Origin of the sequence: Lysobacter panacisoli (assembly GCF_009765165.1) — a bacterium.
Taxonomy (GTDB): Bacteria; Pseudomonadota; Gammaproteobacteria; order Xanthomonadales; family Xanthomonadaceae; genus Lysobacter_J; species Lysobacter_J panacisoli.
This window is the reverse complement of sequence record NZ_VLNU01000001.1, coordinates 3,539,820-3,555,879: the sequence shown is the minus strand read 5'-3', so window position 1 is coordinate 3,555,879 and position 16,060 is coordinate 3,539,820. Positions and strand designations below refer to the sequence as shown.

Genomic DNA, 16,060 nt, shown 5'->3' with positions numbered 1-16,060 from the left:
CTCACCCCTCATCCCGCCAGCGGCGCAGGCGGATCGCGCCGAAGATCATCAGGGCGCCGGCCACCGCGCCGATCCACAGCTGCGGGGTCAGCAGGACCGAGTACATCGTGCGCAGGTTGAGCACCGAGTGGATCGCCTGCGGGCCGTCGACATCGATGTTGCCGACGTTCGCCACGTCGAACCACGTGCCCGGCACCGCACTGAGCAGGCTGCGGGCGACGACGTTCTGCCAGAACCAGCCGCTGCCGAGGTCGAACAGCTGCATCAGGTCGAACCAGGTGACGAAGATGCCGGCGAAGACCGGGATCATGATCGCCCACAGGAATGGCTTGCTCTTGGCCCAGGACGAGCACAGCATCAGCCAGCCCACGGTCGGCAGCGCCCACAGCGCATACACCGGGATGGAGGCGATCAGGTGCGCGCTCACCTTGAGCGGGCTGGCCGGCCCCCACAGCACCGTGTACGGGTTGCCGCCGTGCAGCAGCACGACCAGGCTGTACAGGACCATCGAACCGAAGATGGTGATCACCGCGGCGATGGCCGCGATCGTCGGCGCCATCAGCGTCGCGCTGGCGACCTTGGACAGCACGGTGTCGCGGTCGGAGATCGGCAGCGACTTCCAGAACAGCACGCTGCGGTCGCGGCGATCGTCGTACAGGCTGCCCAGGCAGTAGAAGAACACCACGAAGGCCAGCACGATGAAGGGCCACGTCGCCGCCATGTACAGGCTGGCGTCGATCACGCCGCCGAACTCGCGCAGCTCGTCGCCGCTCATGTGCGCGGTGAGCTGGTTGATGTCGAGTCCGTTGACCTGGAAGCTGCCGCCTTCGACGTTGATCGTCGCCTGGTCCGGGACCTTGCGCAGCAGCACCTCACCGGCGCCGATCCCCATCAGGGTCAGCAGGAGCAGGATGCCGCCGGCCACCAGCGGCGCCCAGAAAAAGCCGCCCTTGTGCTCCCAGAACTCGCGCTTGAGCAGCATCTTGTAGGTGTGCGTCGGGTGCGGAGCCACCACTGCGGCCGCGCGGGGAAGTTCGTGGGATTCGTTGATCGCGTTCATGCGTAGGTTCCCTTCATCGTCGCGACGAACAGATCGGCAAGGCCCGGCGTGCGGGTTTCGCCGAGCCCGGCCAGCTGCGCATGCGGCACGCCGTCGAACAGCATCACGGTCTTGCCGAAGGGCAGGGCGCGTTCGTCGATCGGCTTGAGCGCGCGCGCGTCGGCCGTCTTCTCGCCGTTGACCAGCACTTCGATGAAGCGCTCGCCGAGCGATTCCATGTCGTTGTCCAGCACCACCTTGCCGTCGCGGATGAACATCACGTCGGTGAGGATGTGCTCGATCTCCTCGACCTGGTGAGTGGTCACCAGGATGGTCTTCTCCTCGTCGAAGTAATCCTCCAGCAGGCGCTGGTAGAACTGCTTGCGATAGAGGATATCCAGGCCCAGCGTCGGTTCGTCGAGCACCAGCAGGCGCGCGTCGATGGCCATCACCAGCGCCAGGTGCAGCTGCACGATCATGCCCTTGGACAGCTCACGCACGCGCATCTGCGGCTTGAGCTGGGTGTGGGCGAGGAAGCGTTCGCACTTGGCGCGGTCGAAGCGCGGATGCACGCCGGCGACGAATTCGATCGCTTCGCGGACGCGGATCCAGCGCGGCAGCACCGCCACGTCGGCGATGAAGCAGACGTCGCGCATGAGTTCGTCGCGTTCGGTGCGCGGGTCGCGACCGAGCACGCGCAGCTCGCCTTCGAACGGGATCAGCCCGAGGATGGCCTTGAGCGCGGTGGTCTTGCCGGCACCGTTGGGGCCGATCAGGCCGACGATGCGGCCGGCCGGGATCTCGAACGCGGTGTCGTCGAGCGCGAGCTTGTTCTTGTATGCCTTGCGCAGGTGTCGTGCGCTGACCACCGGCGTGGTGGTGGAGGCGATGGCCGGGGCGTTCATGGCGTGCCTGCCTTGGCGGGGGTCAGCAGTTCTTCGGCGGTGAGGCCCAGTCGCATGATGCGTTCCAGCACCAGCGGCCACTCCTCGCGCAGGAAACGTTCGCGTTCGTTGAACAGCAGCTTCTTTGCGGCCTCTTCGGTCACGTACATGCCCAGACCCCTGCGTTTTTCGACGAGTGCCTCGTCCGCCAGTTCCTGATAGGCGCGCGAGACGGTGATTGGATTGAGCTGGTATTCGGCGGCGACCTGGCGCACGGAGGGCAGTGCGTCGCCCGGCTTGAGGACACCGTCGAGCATCATCGCGATGACGCGATCCTTCAGCTGGCGATAGATCGGAGCGCCGTCGCTCCATTGAATTGCGGTCATTGGTTCAGCCCCGCGGTGCGAATGAGAAATAAGGCATGACGAGGGTTTGCCGGCGATGCCGGGCGGCCGTCCTGGCCTTGGTTTCGGTTTGCAGCTTGGCGTTGTCCCGGGCCTCGTGGAGCGAGCCGGCCAGGGCGGCGGCGGCGGCGATTTCGGCGGTCAGCGTGGCCGCGTCGGCGAGGGACTCGACGCGGTCGCTGCGCGCTTCGATGCTGCGCACCAGCGCTTCGACCTGGTCTTCGCGGGAGGCGGCCGGGTCATCAGGGGTGAAGGAGACTTCCACCGGGCCCAGGTTGAGGGCGACCGGACCGTGCTGCTGCGGCGCGGAGGGCATCGCCAGGCTCAGGCACAGGGCCAGGGCCGAAGCGGAAGCCAGCATCGCCGTGAAGGAGTTCTGGAGCCTGCGGTTCATGGTGAACGTCCTGCTCATTGGTCAACCGGTGTTGTAGGCAACTATAACACCTAAAGACGTCCCGTCAAGCATGGCTTACCCAACTGATGGCATACGCGCCGCGTGCACGGCCCGGACCGCCATAATCCGGGCCTCCCGCCGCTGCCAGGCCCGCGATCCGCCATGCGCCCCATTCAGAATGTGAGTCCGTCGTCCCGCCAGCATCGAGCCCGCTGGCTGGTGCTGTCTTTGCTGTTGGTGTCCGCTTTGGCGATAGCCGCCGGCGGCCTGCTGGATCGCAGTTTCCGTCCGTTGGCGGGCAAGCAAGCGGTGAATCTGGCCAGCGCCTATCGCGGCGACGTGCTGCTCGTGGTCAATACCGCAAGCAAGTGCGGTTACACGCCGCAATTCGAAGCGCTAGAAGCGCTGCATGCGAAATACCGTAGGAACGGATTCGCGGTACTCGGCTTTCCTTCCGGTGATTTCAAGGCGCAGGAGTTCGACGACGAGAAGCAGATACAGGAATTCTGCACGCTGACTTACGGGGTGAAATTCCCGATGTTCGAGAAGGTGCATGTCGTCGGCGACGACGCCACGCCGCTGTATCGCGACCTGGCGAAGGCCGCAGGCCAGGCGCCGCAGTGGAACTTCCACAAGTACCTGATCGGTCGGGACGGACGCCTCGTCGCGAGTTTCGGCAGCAAGACCAAGCCCGACGACCCGCAGGTCGTGGCGGCTATCGAGCAGGCCCTTGCCGCGCCGCGCGCGAAGGCAAGGTGAAATTTCCGGCGATTGCCGATGCGGCGCACTGCCGCGACAATGCACCGCTTGCGCAGCGGGGCGGATGTCAGGCCCTTCCTGCGCAAAACGGCCGCCAGGCCGCAACACCACCCATACGGAGTAGGTTCCCGATGAAGGCTTTCGTGCGCGGCGCCGCCGTGTTCCTCACCACCGCGGCCACGCTGATCGGCGCGGCGGCATTTGCCCAGGACAAGACCGTGCTGACTACCGAACGCGAAAAGACCAGCTACATGGTGGGCACCGACATCGCCCAGTCCATCGCGCCCGTCGCGCCCGACATCGACCTGGCCGCTTTCGAGCGCGCCATCAAGAATGCCTTCGACGGCGGCAAGCCGCTGATCACCGAGGACGAGGCGCAGACCGTCGGTCCCGCGCTGATGCAGCGCATCGCCTCGCGTACCGGCCAGGCGCCGGCCGGCGCGAAGGTACCGGACGTGCCGAAGGACAAGGTCGCCTACCTCGTCGGCGCCGACGTCGGTCGCTCGCTCGTGCCGATCAAGGACGAACTGGAACTGCCGGTGCTCGTGCAGGCGATCCGCACTTCGTTCGCGAAGGGCAAGCCGCTGCTGAGCGAGGCCGAGATGGGCGAAGTGCGCCAGGCGTTCCAGCAGAAGGTGATGGCGAAGATGCAGCAGCAGGTGTCTGCGCTCGGCGCCAAGAACAAGGAAGAAGGCGACAAGTTCCTCGCGAAGAACAAGACCGAGAAGGGCGTGTTCACCACCGGCTCGGGCCTGCAGTACATGGTGCTGCGCCAGGGTTCGGGCGCGCGTCCGAAGGCCACCGACCGCGTCCGCGTGAACTACCACGGCACGCTGCTCGACGGCACCGTGTTCGACAGCTCCTACGATCGCGGCCAGCCGGCCGAGTTCGCACTGAACCAGGTGATCGCGGGCTGGACCGAAGGCGTGTCGATGATGCCGGTCGGCAGCAAGTTCCGCTTCTGGATTCCGGGCGACCTGGCCTACGGCCCGAAGGGCACGCCGGGCGGTCCGATCGGCCCGAACGCGACGCTCGTGTTCGACGTCGAGCTGATGGGAATCCTGTAATCCGATACGCCTGAGGTTCAGTTCGGCACTGGCAGTTTGTCAGGCCGTCGCGCCGGGTCGACGCACGTCGTCCCGGCCATCTTCCCTGTCTGGAGCTCCCGCCCGATGAAGTTCACGTCGCGCCACACCGGCCTTGCACTGGCCGTCGCCTCGCTCGCCGCCCTCACCGCCGCCTGCAACAAGCCGGCCGACAAGCCCGCCGACGCTGCCAAGCCCGAAGCCACCGCCGATGCAGCCAAGGCCGACGGCGCCAAGGCCATTCCGGGCCTGGCGACGGAGAAGGAGCAGGTCAGCTACATGATCGGCATGGACATGGCGCGTTCGCTGGAACCGGTCAAGGATGAGATCGACCTGGACACTGTGCACAAGGCACTGAAGTCCTCGCTCGCCGGCGAGAAGCCGCTGCTCGACGAGAAGCAGGCCGGTGAGATCCGCGAGGCGTTCGCGCAGAAGATCCAGGCGCAGCGCATCGCCAAGATGATGGCCGACGCGAAGAAGAACCTCGCCGATGGCCAGCAGTTCCTCGCCGAGAACGGCAAGAAGCCGGGCGTGGTGACCACGCCGTCGGGCCTGCAGTACCAGGTGCTGACCGAAGGCAAGGGCGCCAAGCCCAAGCCCACCGACATAGTCAGTGCGCACTACAAGGGCATGCTGCTCGACGGCAAGACCTTCGACAGTTCCTACGATCGCGGTGAGCCGGCGAACTTCGCGCTGGGCCAGATGGTGCCGGGCTGGCAGGAAGGCCTCACGCTGATGCCGGTCGGCAGCAAGTACCGCTTCTGGATCCCGGCAAAGCTCGGCTACGGCGAACAGGGCGCCGGCCCGATCGGCCCGAACCAGACGCTGGTGTTCGAAGTCGAACTGCTCGATATCGCCAAGGCTCGCAAGTAAGCCCGCACTACAACGGGCGGCGCGCGGCCGCCCGGTTTTCCCCCAAGCGAAAAGGATCCGCATGCGCGTCACCATCTTCGGCACCGGCTATGTCGGCCTGGTAACGGGCACCTGCCTGGCGGACGTCGGACACGACGTCGTATGTGTCGATATCGACCAGGCGAAGGTCGATGGTCTCAACAACGGTGTGATTCCCATCTACGAGCCCGGTCTCGAGCCGATGGTGAAGGCGAACCACGCAGTGGGTCGCCTCTCGTTCACCTCCGATGCGCCCAGCGCGATCGCCCACGGCGACGTCATCTTCATCGCCGTCGGCACGCCGCCGGACGAGGACGGCAGCGCGGACCTCAAGTACGTGCTCGCGGTGGCACGCACCATCGGCCAGCACCTGGAACGCCCGGCGGTGGTCGTGAACAAGTCGACGGTGCCGGTCGGCACGGCCGACAAGGTGCGCGCGACGATCGCGGGCGAACTCGCCGCGCGCAACGCCGACATCGCGTTCGAAGTCGCCTCGAATCCTGAATTCCTGAAAGAGGGCGACGCGGTCAACGACTGCATGCGCCCGGATCGCATCGTCATCGGCGCGACCAGCCCGGTCGCGGTGGAAAAGCTCAAGCGCCTCTATGCGCCGTTCAACCGTAACCACGAGCGCATCGTGGTGATGGACGTGCGTTCGGCGGAGCTGACCAAGTACGCCGCCAACGCCATGCTCGCGACCAAGATCTCCTTCATGAACGAGATCGCCAACATCGCCGAACGCGTCGGCGCGGACGTGGAGATGGTGCGCCAGGGCATCGGTTCCGACCCGCGCATCGGCTGGCACTTCATCTACCCGGGCGCCGGCTATGGCGGCTCGTGCTTCCCCAAGGACGTGCAGGCGCTGGCGAAGACCTCGCAGCAGCACGGCTACCGCGCGGAACTGCTGGGCGCGGTGGAATCGGTCAACGACCGCCAGAAGGGCCATCTGTTCGAACTGATCGGCCGTCATTTCGGCGCCGATCTGAGCGGCAAGACCTTCGCTGTCTGGGGCCTGGCGTTCAAGCCGAACACCGACGACATGCGCGAGGCGTCCAGCCGCCGCCTGCTGCAGCAGCTGTGGGACGCCGGCGCGAAGGTCCGCGCCTACGATCCGGAAGCGACCGCCGAGGCCCAGCGCATCTTTGGCGAGCGCGACGACCTGGTCCTGTGCGACTCCGCCCGCGCGGCCCTGGCCGATGCCGACGCGCTGGTGGTGGTCACCGAGTGGAAGCAGTTCCGCAGCCCGGATTTCCAGCGCCTGCGCCAGTCGCTGGCCGACGCGGTAATCTTCGACGGCCGCAACCTGTACCATCCGGACGAGGTCGAGGCCGCGGGCCTCGCCTATTACGGGATCGGGCGCGGACGTTCGATCCAATCCAACTGAAATGGGCGAGAACCGCAGCGAACTCGAACAGCGCCTGGTCGACCTGGAAACGCGACTCGCCTTCCAGGAACACGCGCTGTCCGAACTGAGCGACGCGCTCGCCGCGGCGCGTGGCGAAGAGGGACGCAACGCGCTGATGCTGCACCGTGTGCTGGAAGAACTCCGGCAGATGCGCAGCGCGATGGCGTCCAACCCGCTTACCGCGGATCCGGCGCAGGAACCCCCGCCGCCGCACTACTGATCACCGAGTCATGAGCAACAGCCTTCGCGATCAACTCATGGGACTGGGCTTCAAGCCCGCCCCGAAACCCGAGCGCCCGGCGCAGCCGAAGCAGGGCGGCAAGCCATCCGGCAAGCCGGAGCACCGTGGCGCCGGCAAGCCGTCTGGCAGGCCCGAGCAGCGCACGGGCAAGCCTCACGATGGCAAGCCCGGCCAGCGCAAGCCCGGTGGCCCGCGTCCGGGTGGAAAGCCGCAGTCGCGCGAGGACATCGACCTGGCCAAGGCCTACGCGATCCGGGCGCAGCGCGAGAAGGACGAGCGCATCGCCGCCGAGGCCGCGAAGCAGGAAGAAGCACGCAAGCGTCGCGAGGCGCGCGCGAAACTCGCCGAGCTCGTCAAGGACAAGGCGCTCAACGATCCGGCCGCCGATATCGCGCGTCACTTCCCGTACGGCGACAAGATCAAGCGCATCTATGTCAACGAGGTGCAGCTCAAGGCGCTCAACGGCGGCGAGCTGGGCGTGATCCAGATGGACGGCCGCTACCTGCTGGTCACCGCGGAACTGCTCGCGCAGGCCGAGGCGATCTTCGCGCCGGCGATCGCGCTCAAGGTCGATCCGAACGCCCCCGCCGGCGACGACCCGTACGCGGACCCGCAGTACCAGGTTCCCGACGACCTGGTCTGGTAAAGAACAACGGCGCCCCAGGGCGCCGTTTTGCTATCCGGATGCCGTCACTCCGGCGCGACCGTGCTCCGCAGCCATGCACCCGAGTCGTGGCCGATTTCGCGCAGCGTCGACACGCCCAGATCGCGGATGAGGCGATGGGTCTGGTGGGGGAGCGGGGAATCGTCGATGTCGTGCGGCGCTATGTTCTTGCCGTGCACGCCGGGGATCAGTTCCACGCCGGCCGCGGCGTAGCAGTGCTGCACGAGCGCCGAGCAGTAGAGTGCGCCTTCCTTTGCGAGCAGGTTCTCGCGCCGGCGCAGGCGTCGGCTGTGCATCGCGAACAGCGTGCCGACCAGTTCGCTCAGCGAATAACTACCGAGTCCCGAGAGCAGGTCCAGCGCGGCGCGTTGCACCTGCGCGGTCTGGCCGGCGTCGAGGCCGAAGTCGAGGATCGCGACATTGGGGAAGGCGTCGTCGTCGAAATAACGATCGATGCGATTCTCCTGCACACCCAGGCGAATCTGGCGGTAGCGCAGGTCGAGGTCGGACTCGATCACCCACCAGTGTCCGTCGACGCGGCGTTCGCTGATCAGGAACGCGTGCGACCACAGGCTGCGGTGGCCGTCGTGGGTCAGCGGCGCCTGCGCCTTGCGGATCAGTTTGTTGATCCAGTCGCGTCCGCCGCACAGGCCGATGCGACCCGGTGCGGCGTGCCTGTCGAAGAAGGCGGCATTGCCGGTCGCGGTGGTCCTCGGTGCGCCGGCGGGGTGGGTGTCCAGGTTCATCCAGCGGCTCCAACGGTGCTGGCGCAATGGAAGCACGCCGGGGCAGGGGCGTGCACGCGGAATATGCCGCTGCCGCGTCCGCTCAGGTGCGCTGCAAACCTCGGCCCGACAGCACGCGGCCGATTCCTTCGGCCTGTATCGCTGCGATCAGCGCCGCGATCTCCTCTGCCGGCATCGCGCGCACTTGTGCACGGTCGAGACCGATGCGGAAGTGCAGTTCGCCGTCTGGCGTGCGCGAGGAATGGATCGAGGCGAGGTTGATGCCGCGATGCTCGAAAACCGCCAGCAACGCGCGCAGCGAGCCCGGATGGTCCTCGGGCAGGAACACGCTCAGGTAGTCCGGACTTTCCAGGTCGGCGAGCAGGTAGCCGAGCCGCTCGAACCCGTGGCTGCCGTCGGCCAGCGCCGGCGCGCCGAAGAAGGCGGCGTTGGCGTCGAGCAATCGCGAGCGCATCTCGCGCCGCGCGTCGTCGTCGGCCTGTCGCACGCGCGTGCGCAGGAAATCGATCGCCTCGGCGAAGCGATCGAGTGCCGGCAGCACGTGCGGGTTCTCGAACTGGATGTCCTCGTAGATCGCCGGGTTGCCGGAGAGGATGCGCTCGGTGACGGTGAGGTCGAGTTCGTAGCCGACCGTGCGCAACGGCCGCAGCCGTTCGAGTCCGCCCAGCGCCGGTGCGAAGTCGCGGATGACGTCGGCCTGGGCCATGTGCGCTGCATGCACGAGTCCCTGGACCAGCGCCATCGCGCGATCGTGTTCGGACGGTTCGACCGTGACGCATTCGGCTTCGGTCATCGACAGGAAGCCGTCCAGCCATTCGCGCCACGCCTCGACGCGCGCGGGGCAGACCGCCATCACACGGCCTTTCAGCGTCGGTGTCTTGGGCGGCGCGGTCATCGGATGCAGTCCCACGACCTCGGCCCGCGAGCGCAGCAGTTCCGCGACCGGGGCGTGCTTGGTCGAGGTGACGTCCATCCACAGGCGTCCGTCTTCCGCGCCGTCGGCCAGCGCGACGTATTCGCGGATCAGCTCCGGCGTGCGCCGGATCGGCGCGCTGAAGATCAATACGTCGGCGCGGCGAACGAGTTCGTGTGGCGGCAGCGTGTCGTCGCCCGCGGGATCGTGGCCGACGACGCGCAGCCCCATCCGCTCCTCGAAGAACCGGCGCAGCCATCGACCGTAGGCACCGTGCAGTCCGACGATGCCAACGACGGGCGAGGCGCTGCGCCCTGCGTTCACTCCGGGTCGTAGTCCAGGTTGGACGCGAGCCAGCGTTCGGCCTGCGCGAGGCTCGCGCCCTTGCGACGCGCATAGTCCTCGACCTGTTCCTTCGACACGCGTCCGACCACGAAGTACTGGCTGTCGGGATGGCTGAAGTAGTAGCCGGACACTGCCGCCGCGGGATACATCGCGAAGCTCTCGGTGAGCTGCACGCCAGCGTTGCGCGGTGCGTCGAGCAGGCGGAACAGCGTCGCCTTCTCGCTGTGCTCCGGGCACGCCGGATAGCCCGGTGCGGGACGGATGCCGACGTAGCGCTCGTGGATCAGAGCGTCGTTGTCGAGCGATTCGTCGGCCGCGTAACCCCAGAACTCGCGGCGTACGCGCTGGTGCAACCGTTCTGCCAACGCTTCGGCGAAACGGTCGGCGAGCGCCTTGAGCAGGATCGCGTTGTAGTCGTCGTGGTCGGCTTCGAAACGCGCGACGTGTTCTTCGATGCCGATGCCCGCGGTCACCGCGAACCCGCCGATCCAGTCCTGCCGGCCCGAATCCTTCGGTGCGATGAAATCGGCGAGGCAGAAGTCCGGGCGTTCGACCGGCTTGTCGACCTGCTGGCGCAGGAAGTGCAGCGTGTTGCGAGCGCCGTCCACGTCGACCACGACATCATCGCCGACGGCATTCGCCGGCCACAGGCCGAACACCGCCTTCGCGGTCAGCCACTTCTCATCGACGATGCGCTTGAGCATCGCCTTCGCATCGCGGTACAGCTCGCTGGCCTGCGCGCCGACCACCTCGTCGGTGAGGATCGCCGGGTACTTGCCCGCCAGTTCCCAGGTGTTGAAGAACGGCGTCCAGTCGATGTATTCGAGGAGTTCGGCGAGCGGGTAATCGTCGAACACGTGCAGGCCCGGCTGCTTCGGTGCGAGCGGCGCGTAATCGGCCCAGCGACCGTCGAAGCGCTGGCCGCGCGCCTTCTCCAGCGACACCAGGCGCTTGCCATCACCGCGCTGCTTGTGGCGTTCGCGGATCTCGGCGTAGTCGGCATCGTTGGCGGCGACGAAATTGCCGCGCAGGTCGGGGCTGATCAGCGATTGCGCGACGCCGACCGCGCGCGAGGCGTCCTTCACCCACACCGTCGGCGACTTGTAGTGCGGATCGATCTTCAGCGCGGTATGCGCGCGCGAAGTCGTCGCACCGCCGATCAGCAGCGGCATCTGGAAGCCCTGGCGCTGCATCTCGCGTGCGACGTGGCTCATTTCCTCAAGCGACGGCGTGATCAGGCCGGACAGGCCGATCAGGTCGGCGTTCTCGGCGCGCGCACGGTCGAGGATCGTCTGCGCGGGCACCATCACGCCGAGATCGACGACCTCGAAGTTGTTGCAGGCCAGCACCACGCCGACGATGTTCTTGCCGATGTCGTGCACGTCGCCCTTGACGGTCGCCATGACGATCTTGCCGTTGGACTTGCCGGCGTCGCCGGTGCGCAGCTTCTCGGCCTCGATGAAGGGCAGCAGGTAGGCCACGGCCTTCTTCATCACGCGCGCGGACTTCACGACCTGCGGCAGGAACATCTTGCCGGCACCGAACAGGTCGCCCACGACGTTCATGCCGTCCATCAGCGGACCTTCGATCACGTCGAGCGGGCGCGACGATTGCGCGCGCGCTTCCTCGGTGTCGCCCTCGATGTACTGGTCGATGCCGTGCACCAGCGAGTGGCTCAGGCGCTCGCGCACGGGCTTTCCGCGCCACGCGAGATCCTCGACCTTCTTCTCGCCCTTCTTGCCCTTGAAGCGGTCGGCGATCTCGAGCAGGCGCTCGGTCGCATCGTCGCGGCGGTTGAGCACCACGTCCTCGACGCGTTCGCGCAGGTCCGGATCGAGGTCGTCGTAGAGGGGCAGGGCGCCGGCGTTGACGATGCCCATGTCCATGCCCGCGCGGATCGCGTGGTACAGGAACACCACGTGGATCGCCTGGCGTACCGGCTCGTTGCCGCGGAACGAGAAGCTGACGTTGGAGACGCCGCCGGAGATGTGGCTGAAGGGGAAGCGACGCTTGAGCTCGCGCGTGGCTTCGATGAAGGCCACCGCGTAGTCGTTGTGTTCCTCGATGCCGGTCGCGATGGCGAACACGTTCGGATCGAAGATGATGTCTTCGGGCGGGAAGCCAATGCGTTCGGTCAGCAGCGTGTAAGCGCGCGAACAGATCTCGATCTTGCGCTCCATCGTGTCGGCCTGGCCGGCTTCGTCGAAGGCCATCACCACCACGGCCGCGCCGTAGCGGCGCACCAGCTGCGCCTGGCGCAGGAATTCGGCCTCGCCTTCCTTCATCGAGATCGAATTGACGATGCCCTTGCCCTGCAGGCACTTCAGGCCGGCTTCGATCACGCTGAACTTGGAGCTGTCGACCATCACCGGCACGCGTGCGATGTCGGGCTCGGCGGCGATCAGGTTGAGGTACTCGACCATCGCGCGTTCGGAGTCGAGCAGGCCTTCGTCCATGTTGACGTCGATCACCTGCGCGCCGTTCTCGACCTGCTGGCGCGCGACCACGACCGCTTCGTCGAGGCGGCCTTCGAGGATCAGCTTCTTGAACTGGGCGCTGCCGGTGACGTTGGTGCGTTCGCCGACGTTGATGAAATTGGATTCCGGGGTGATCTGCAGTGGTTCCAGTCCACTGAGCCGGGTCTGACGCGGCAGTGCGCTCATGCGGCCAGTTCCCGCGGGTTCTGCAGCGACGGCAGTGCACGCGGCGCATGCGCCGACACGGCTTTCGCGATCGCGGCGATGTGCGCGGGCGTGGTGCCGCAACAACCGCCGACGAGGTTGAGCAGGCCGGCCTGGGCGAATTCGCCCAGCACCGCCGCCATGTCATCGGGCGTTTCGTCGTAGCCACCGAACGCATTGGGCAGGCCCGCGTTGGGATGCGTGCTGACATAGGCGTCGGCCACCTGCGCGAGCACGTCCACGTGCACGCGCAGGTCCTTCGCACCGAGCGCGCAGTTGAGGCCGATCGCCAGCGGCTGCGAGTGGCGCAGCGAATACCAGAACGCCTCCGCGGTCTGTCCGGACAGCGTGCGGCCCGATGCGTCGGTGATCGTGCCCGAGATCATCACCGGCAGTCGCAGACCGCGAGCCTCGAAGACTTCCTCTATCGCGAACAGCGCGGCCTTGGCGTTGAGCGTGTCGAACACGGTCTCGACCATCAGCACGTCCGCGCCTCCGTCGATGAGGCCGTCGGCGGCCTCGCGATAGGCGATGCGCAGTTCATCGAAGGTGATCGCGCGGAAACCGGGACGGTTCACGTCCGGGCTCAGCGACGCAGTGCGGCTGGTCGGTCCAAGCACGCCGATGGCGAAACGCGGGCGCGAGGGATCCTTCGCCTCGGCCGCGTCGCAGGCTTCGCGGGCGAGACGCGCGCCGGCTTCGTTGAGTTCGCGCGCGAGGTGTTCCAGTCCGTAGTCGGCCAGCGACACCGTGGTCGAGTTGAAGGTGTTGGTCTCGATCAGGTCCGCGCCGGCATCGAGGTACTGCGAATGGATGTCGCGGATGATCTGCGGCTGGGTGAGACTGAGCAGGTCGTTGTTGCCGCGCTGGTCGCGCGCGCAACCACACGCATCGCCGTGCACGTGCTCGGCCACGTCGTAGGCATGGTCGTAGCCGTGGGCGAAACGCTCGCCACGGTAGGCGGCCTCATCCAGGCTGTGTTGTTGGATCATCGTGCCCATCGCGCCGTCGATCACGAGGATGCGGTCGCGCAGCAGATGTTGCAGCGCTTCGGCGCGGGCGGGGTTCAACCAGGGCAGGGTATTCATCAGGACTTCCTCACGGTCTTGCGTACGTCATCGTCGGGCTTGCGTCCGATCAGGGCGATGACTTCGAAATGCGGGGGGCGGCGTTCGCGGGTGACGGTCTCGCAACTGCCGACCTCCAGTCCCGCCTTGCCGGCGAACTTCACCAGTTCCTTCTCGGTGAAGCCCATGTTCACGTGGCCGTACGCTTCCACCACGCTGCGATGCTCGTGGCGGGCGAGGCTGGTCAGCAGCAGGCGACCGCCCGGGCGCAGCACGCGCGCAGCCTCGGCCACGGCCTGCGCCGGGTGTTCGGCGTAGGTCAGCGCGTGCATCAGCACGGCCAGATCGAAATGCGCGTCGGCGAACGGCAGCGCATGCATGTCGCCCTCGCGCACTTCGACGTTCTTGAGCTTGCGCAGGCGCTCCGACGCGGCGAGCACGACCTTGGTGCTCGAATCGAGGCAGACGTAGCGGTGCGAATGCGGCGCCATCAGTTCGGCCAGCACGCCGTCGCCGGAGGCCACGTCGAGGACATCGCCGGGCTCCAGCAGCGGCAACGCCGAGCGCGCCATCGCTTCCCAGGTGCGACCCGGGGAATAGTGGCGCTCCATGTCGCCGGCCACCGAATCGGCCCAGTTCTGGTCGGCGGCGCGCGAGGCGAGGACGTCGGTCACGCGCTCGGCGTCCTGGCGCAGCAGCGGATCGTCGCTGCCCTCGCGCAGGGTCTGCCACAACGCCCGCTGGGCGCTGTCGAGGGCGGCGTCGTCGAAACGGTAGTAGGCCGACACACCGGAGCGGCGGTCGCGGACCAGCCCGGCCTCCTTCAGCCTGGCCAGATGCGTGGAGACGCGCGGCTGTGCCAGGCGGGTGATCGCCGAGAGCTCGGCCACCGTCAGCTCTTCGCGCTCCAGCAGGGCGAGCAGGCGCACGCGCGTGGCATCGGCGAACACCTTCAGCCGTGACGACCAGCCTTCCAGATCCATGCTTCATCAACCTATCGCGATATAGCGATAAGTTTCGTCCGCAAGGCGCCGGGGGTCAAGCTCGGATGTCCGCGGATTCTTGCTTTGCCGCTTCAGGGGTTGGCTTTTGCCCTGGCCCCTTCGTTAGGGGCGGTTTCCGCCGCAGGCGGAAAAGGGCGGGTATGGCGCTGCGAACAACCTCGTGCCTGCGAATTCCACACGAGACAGCTACAATTCGCAGGCTTACAAGCCCAACCGATTTCGCAGACTCAAGCACGAGGTGCCGACGTGGATTTCCGCTTCACCGAAGAGCAGTTGATGATCCAGGATGTGGCCCGCCGCATCGCCCAGGAAAAGATTGCTCCCAGCGCCGAGCACCACGACAAGACGGGCGAGTTCCCGCTCGAGAACATCCGCACCCTGGGCGAGAACGGCCTGATGGGCATCGAAGTACCGGCCGAGTACGGCGGCGCGGGCATGGACCCGATCAGCTACGTGCTGGCCATGATCGAGATCGCCGCCGGCGACGCCGCGCACTCGACCATCGTGTCGGTCAACAATTCGCTGTTCTGCAACGGCATCCTGAAGTTCGGTACCGAGGAACAGAAGCAGAAGTACGTGCGCGCCATCGCCGAAGGCCGCGAGATCGGCGCGTTCGCGCTGACCGAGCCGCAGTCCGGCTCCGACGCCACCGCGATGCGCTGCAAGGCCACCAAGCGGGCCGACGGCACCTACCTCATCAACGGCAAGAAGAGCTGGATCACGTCCGGCCCGGTCGCCAAGTACTTCGTGCTGTTCGCGATGACCGATCCGGACAAGGGCGCGCGTGGCATCACCGCGTTCCTCGTCGACGGCGAGCGCGCCGGTTTCCATCGCGGCAAGACCGAGCCCAAGCTCGGCATCCGCGCCTCGGCCACCTGCGAGATCGAGTTCTCCGACTACGTCGCGCAGCCGGAAGACGTGCTGGGCGACGAAGGCCACGGCTTCAAGATCGCGATGAGCGTGCTGGACGCTGGTCGCATCGGCATCGCCAGCCAGGCCATCGGCATCGCCCGCGCGGCCTACGAAAGGACCCTGGAATACGTGCGCGAGCGCAAGGCGTTCGGCGCGGCCATCGGCACGTTCCAGATGACCCAGGCCAAGATCGCCGACATGAAGTGCAAGCTCGATGCGGCCACGCTGCTGACGCTGCGCGCGGCATGGCAGAAGGGCGAGTACGACAAGGGCGGCGCGCGCTTCAGCAACGAGGCCGCGATCGCCAAGCTGACCGCCTCGGAAGCGGCGATGTGGATCACCCACCAGGCGGTGCAGATCCACGGCGGCATGGGTTACTCGAAGGAAATGCCGCTGGAACGCTACTTCCGCGACGCCAAGATCACCGAAATCTACGAAGGCACCAGCGAGATCCAGCGCCTGGTCATCGCCCGCAACGAGACCGGCCTGCGCTGATCGAACGATCAGGCCACACGACATGAAACGCTTCGGATCGTCCCGTCCTACCGCCTGTCCTGTCGACCGCGGTCGCGACTGGAGAAAACACGCGAACGCCGCGCTTCCCGCGGCCTCGCGCCAGATCGTGT

General features: G+C 66.8%; 16 protein-coding genes. 7 read left to right on the top strand and 9 right to left on the bottom strand.

The genetic code is table 11. The features are described 5' to 3' along the window. Position 1 precedes the first annotated feature (1 nt). The 4 genes from FOF45_RS16625 to FOF45_RS16610 are packed head-to-tail and all read right to left on the bottom strand — an operon-like array spanning position 2 to position 2,721. Positions 2-1,060 (bottom strand): hypothetical protein, encoded by a 1,059-nt coding sequence (locus FOF45_RS16625; protein WP_233264174.1) that lies wholly within the window; start codon positions 1,058-1,060, stop codon positions 2-4. Beyond that, positions 1,057-1,944 carry an ABC transporter ATP-binding protein gene (locus tag FOF45_RS16620; RefSeq protein WP_158986820.1) on the bottom strand — a complete coding sequence of 296 codons (888 nt, stop codon included), beginning with the start codon at positions 1,942-1,944 and terminating at the stop codon, positions 1,057-1,059. Before FOF45_RS16620 ends, FOF45_RS16625 begins: the two co-directional genes overlap by 4 nt. Beyond that, the gene (locus FOF45_RS16615) at positions 1,941-2,309 is read right to left on the bottom strand and encodes a GntR family transcriptional regulator (RefSeq protein ID WP_158986818.1); all 369 of its coding nucleotides are present in this window, start codon (positions 2,307-2,309) and stop codon (positions 1,941-1,943) included. The genes FOF45_RS16620 and FOF45_RS16615 overlap by 4 nt, the downstream gene beginning before the upstream one ends. Before the next feature lie 4 nt (positions 2,310-2,313). After that, the gene (locus tag FOF45_RS16610) at positions 2,314-2,721 is read right to left on the bottom strand and encodes a hypothetical protein (protein WP_158986816.1); all 408 of its coding nucleotides are present in this window, start codon (positions 2,719-2,721) and stop codon (positions 2,314-2,316) included. Positions 2,722-2,883: 162 nt separating this feature from the next. Here FOF45_RS16610 and FOF45_RS16605 point away from each other — a divergent pair, with 162 nt between their 5' ends. The 6 genes from FOF45_RS16605 to FOF45_RS16580 all read left to right on the top strand — a co-directional run bounded on the left by FOF45_RS16605 (position 2,884) and on the right by FOF45_RS16580 (position 7,748). Next, complete coding sequence (locus FOF45_RS16605; protein ID WP_158987615.1) at positions 2,884-3,480, top strand: glutathione peroxidase; 597 nt, start codon at positions 2,884-2,886, stop codon at positions 3,478-3,480. A 131-nt stretch (positions 3,481-3,611) separates the two neighbouring features. Further along, a complete protein-coding gene (locus FOF45_RS16600) occupies positions 3,612-4,547 on the top strand; it encodes an FKBP-type peptidyl-prolyl cis-trans isomerase N-terminal domain-containing protein (protein WP_158986815.1) in 936 nt (311 codons plus the stop codon). A gap of 105 nt (positions 4,548-4,652) precedes the next feature. Continuing rightward, positions 4,653-5,438 (top strand): FKBP-type peptidyl-prolyl cis-trans isomerase, encoded by a 786-nt coding sequence (locus FOF45_RS16595; RefSeq protein ID WP_158986813.1) that lies wholly within the window; start codon positions 4,653-4,655, stop codon positions 5,436-5,438. Positions 5,439-5,499: 61 nt separating this feature from the next. Then, positions 5,500-6,840, top strand: a complete 1,341-nt coding sequence (locus FOF45_RS16590) for a UDP-glucose dehydrogenase family protein (protein WP_158986811.1) — start codon at positions 5,500-5,502, stop codon at positions 6,838-6,840. 1 nt (position 6,841) lies between these two features. Then, on the top strand, positions 6,842-7,081 hold the full coding sequence (locus FOF45_RS16585) for a SlyX family protein (protein ID WP_158986809.1): 240 nt from the start codon (positions 6,842-6,844) through the stop codon (positions 7,079-7,081). A gap of 10 nt (positions 7,082-7,091) precedes the next feature. Next, the gene (locus FOF45_RS16580) at positions 7,092-7,748 is read left to right on the top strand and encodes a DUF2058 domain-containing protein (RefSeq protein ID WP_158986807.1); all 657 of its coding nucleotides are present in this window, start codon (positions 7,092-7,094) and stop codon (positions 7,746-7,748) included. A 44-nt stretch (positions 7,749-7,792) separates the two neighbouring features. On the opposite strand, the gene FOF45_RS16575 is transcribed toward FOF45_RS16580, so the two are convergent. From FOF45_RS16575 to FOF45_RS16555, 5 genes are all read right to left on the bottom strand, one after another. After that, complete coding sequence (locus tag FOF45_RS16575) at positions 7,793-8,512, bottom strand: hypothetical protein (protein ID WP_158986805.1); 720 nt, start codon at positions 8,510-8,512, stop codon at positions 7,793-7,795. 82 nt (positions 8,513-8,594) lie between these two features. Continuing rightward, positions 8,595-9,749, bottom strand: a complete 1,155-nt coding sequence (locus tag FOF45_RS16570; protein ID WP_158986803.1) for a prephenate dehydrogenase — start codon at positions 9,747-9,749, stop codon at positions 8,595-8,597. Then, positions 9,746-12,433, bottom strand: coding sequence for a methionine synthase (metH, locus tag FOF45_RS16565; protein ID WP_158986801.1), 2,688 nt, complete (start codon positions 12,431-12,433; stop codon positions 9,746-9,748). Before metH ends, FOF45_RS16570 begins: the two co-directional genes overlap by 4 nt. Beyond that, the gene (locus FOF45_RS16560) at positions 12,430-13,539 is read right to left on the bottom strand and encodes a homocysteine S-methyltransferase family protein (RefSeq protein ID WP_158986799.1); all 1,110 of its coding nucleotides are present in this window, start codon (positions 13,537-13,539) and stop codon (positions 12,430-12,432) included. The genes metH and FOF45_RS16560 overlap by 4 nt, the downstream gene beginning before the upstream one ends. Continuing rightward, positions 13,539-14,501 (bottom strand): ArsR/SmtB family transcription factor, encoded by a 963-nt coding sequence (locus FOF45_RS16555; RefSeq protein WP_158986797.1) that lies wholly within the window; start codon positions 14,499-14,501, stop codon positions 13,539-13,541. The genes FOF45_RS16560 and FOF45_RS16555 overlap by 1 nt, the downstream gene beginning before the upstream one ends. Positions 14,502-14,738: 237 nt before the next feature. On the opposite strand from FOF45_RS16555, the gene FOF45_RS16550 reads away from it, so the two are divergent. Beyond that, positions 14,739-15,929, top strand: a complete 1,191-nt coding sequence (locus FOF45_RS16550) for an acyl-CoA dehydrogenase family protein (RefSeq protein ID WP_325063876.1) — start codon at positions 14,739-14,741, stop codon at positions 15,927-15,929. Positions 15,930-16,060 lie beyond the last annotated feature (131 nt).

Coding starts and splice junctions, on each gene's coding strand:
- FOF45_RS16620 (WP_158986820.1), bottom strand. CDS start 1,944: ATGAACGCCCCGGCCATCGCCTCCACCACCACGCCGGTGGTCAGCGCA.
- FOF45_RS16595 (WP_158986813.1), top strand. CDS start 4,653: ATGAAGTTCACGTCGCGCCACACCGGCCTTGCACTGGCCGTCGCCTCG.
- FOF45_RS16605 (WP_158987615.1), top strand. CDS start 2,884: ATGCGCCCCATTCAGAATGTGAGTCCGTCGTCCCGCCAGCATCGAGCC.
- FOF45_RS16610 (WP_158986816.1), bottom strand. CDS start 2,721: ATGAACCGCAGGCTCCAGAACTCCTTCACGGCGATGCTGGCTTCCGCT.
- FOF45_RS16555 (WP_158986797.1), bottom strand. CDS start 14,501: ATGGATCTGGAAGGCTGGTCGTCACGGCTGAAGGTGTTCGCCGATGCC.
- FOF45_RS16625 (WP_233264174.1), bottom strand. CDS start 1,060: ATGAACGCGATCAACGAATCCCACGAACTTCCCCGCGCGGCCGCAGTG.
- FOF45_RS16560 (WP_158986799.1), bottom strand. CDS start 13,539: ATGAATACCCTGCCCTGGTTGAACCCCGCCCGCGCCGAAGCGCTGCAA.
- metH (WP_158986801.1), bottom strand. CDS start 12,433: ATGAGCGCACTGCCGCGTCAGACCCGGCTCAGTGGACTGGAACCACTG.
- FOF45_RS16590 (WP_158986811.1), top strand. CDS start 5,500: ATGCGCGTCACCATCTTCGGCACCGGCTATGTCGGCCTGGTAACGGGC.
- FOF45_RS16585 (WP_158986809.1), top strand. CDS start 6,842: ATGGGCGAGAACCGCAGCGAACTCGAACAGCGCCTGGTCGACCTGGAA.
- FOF45_RS16575 (WP_158986805.1), bottom strand. CDS start 8,512: ATGAACCTGGACACCCACCCCGCCGGCGCACCGAGGACCACCGCGACC.
- FOF45_RS16600 (WP_158986815.1), top strand. CDS start 3,612: ATGAAGGCTTTCGTGCGCGGCGCCGCCGTGTTCCTCACCACCGCGGCC.
- FOF45_RS16615 (WP_158986818.1), bottom strand. CDS start 2,309: ATGACCGCAATTCAATGGAGCGACGGCGCTCCGATCTATCGCCAGCTG.
- FOF45_RS16580 (WP_158986807.1), top strand. CDS start 7,092: ATGAGCAACAGCCTTCGCGATCAACTCATGGGACTGGGCTTCAAGCCC.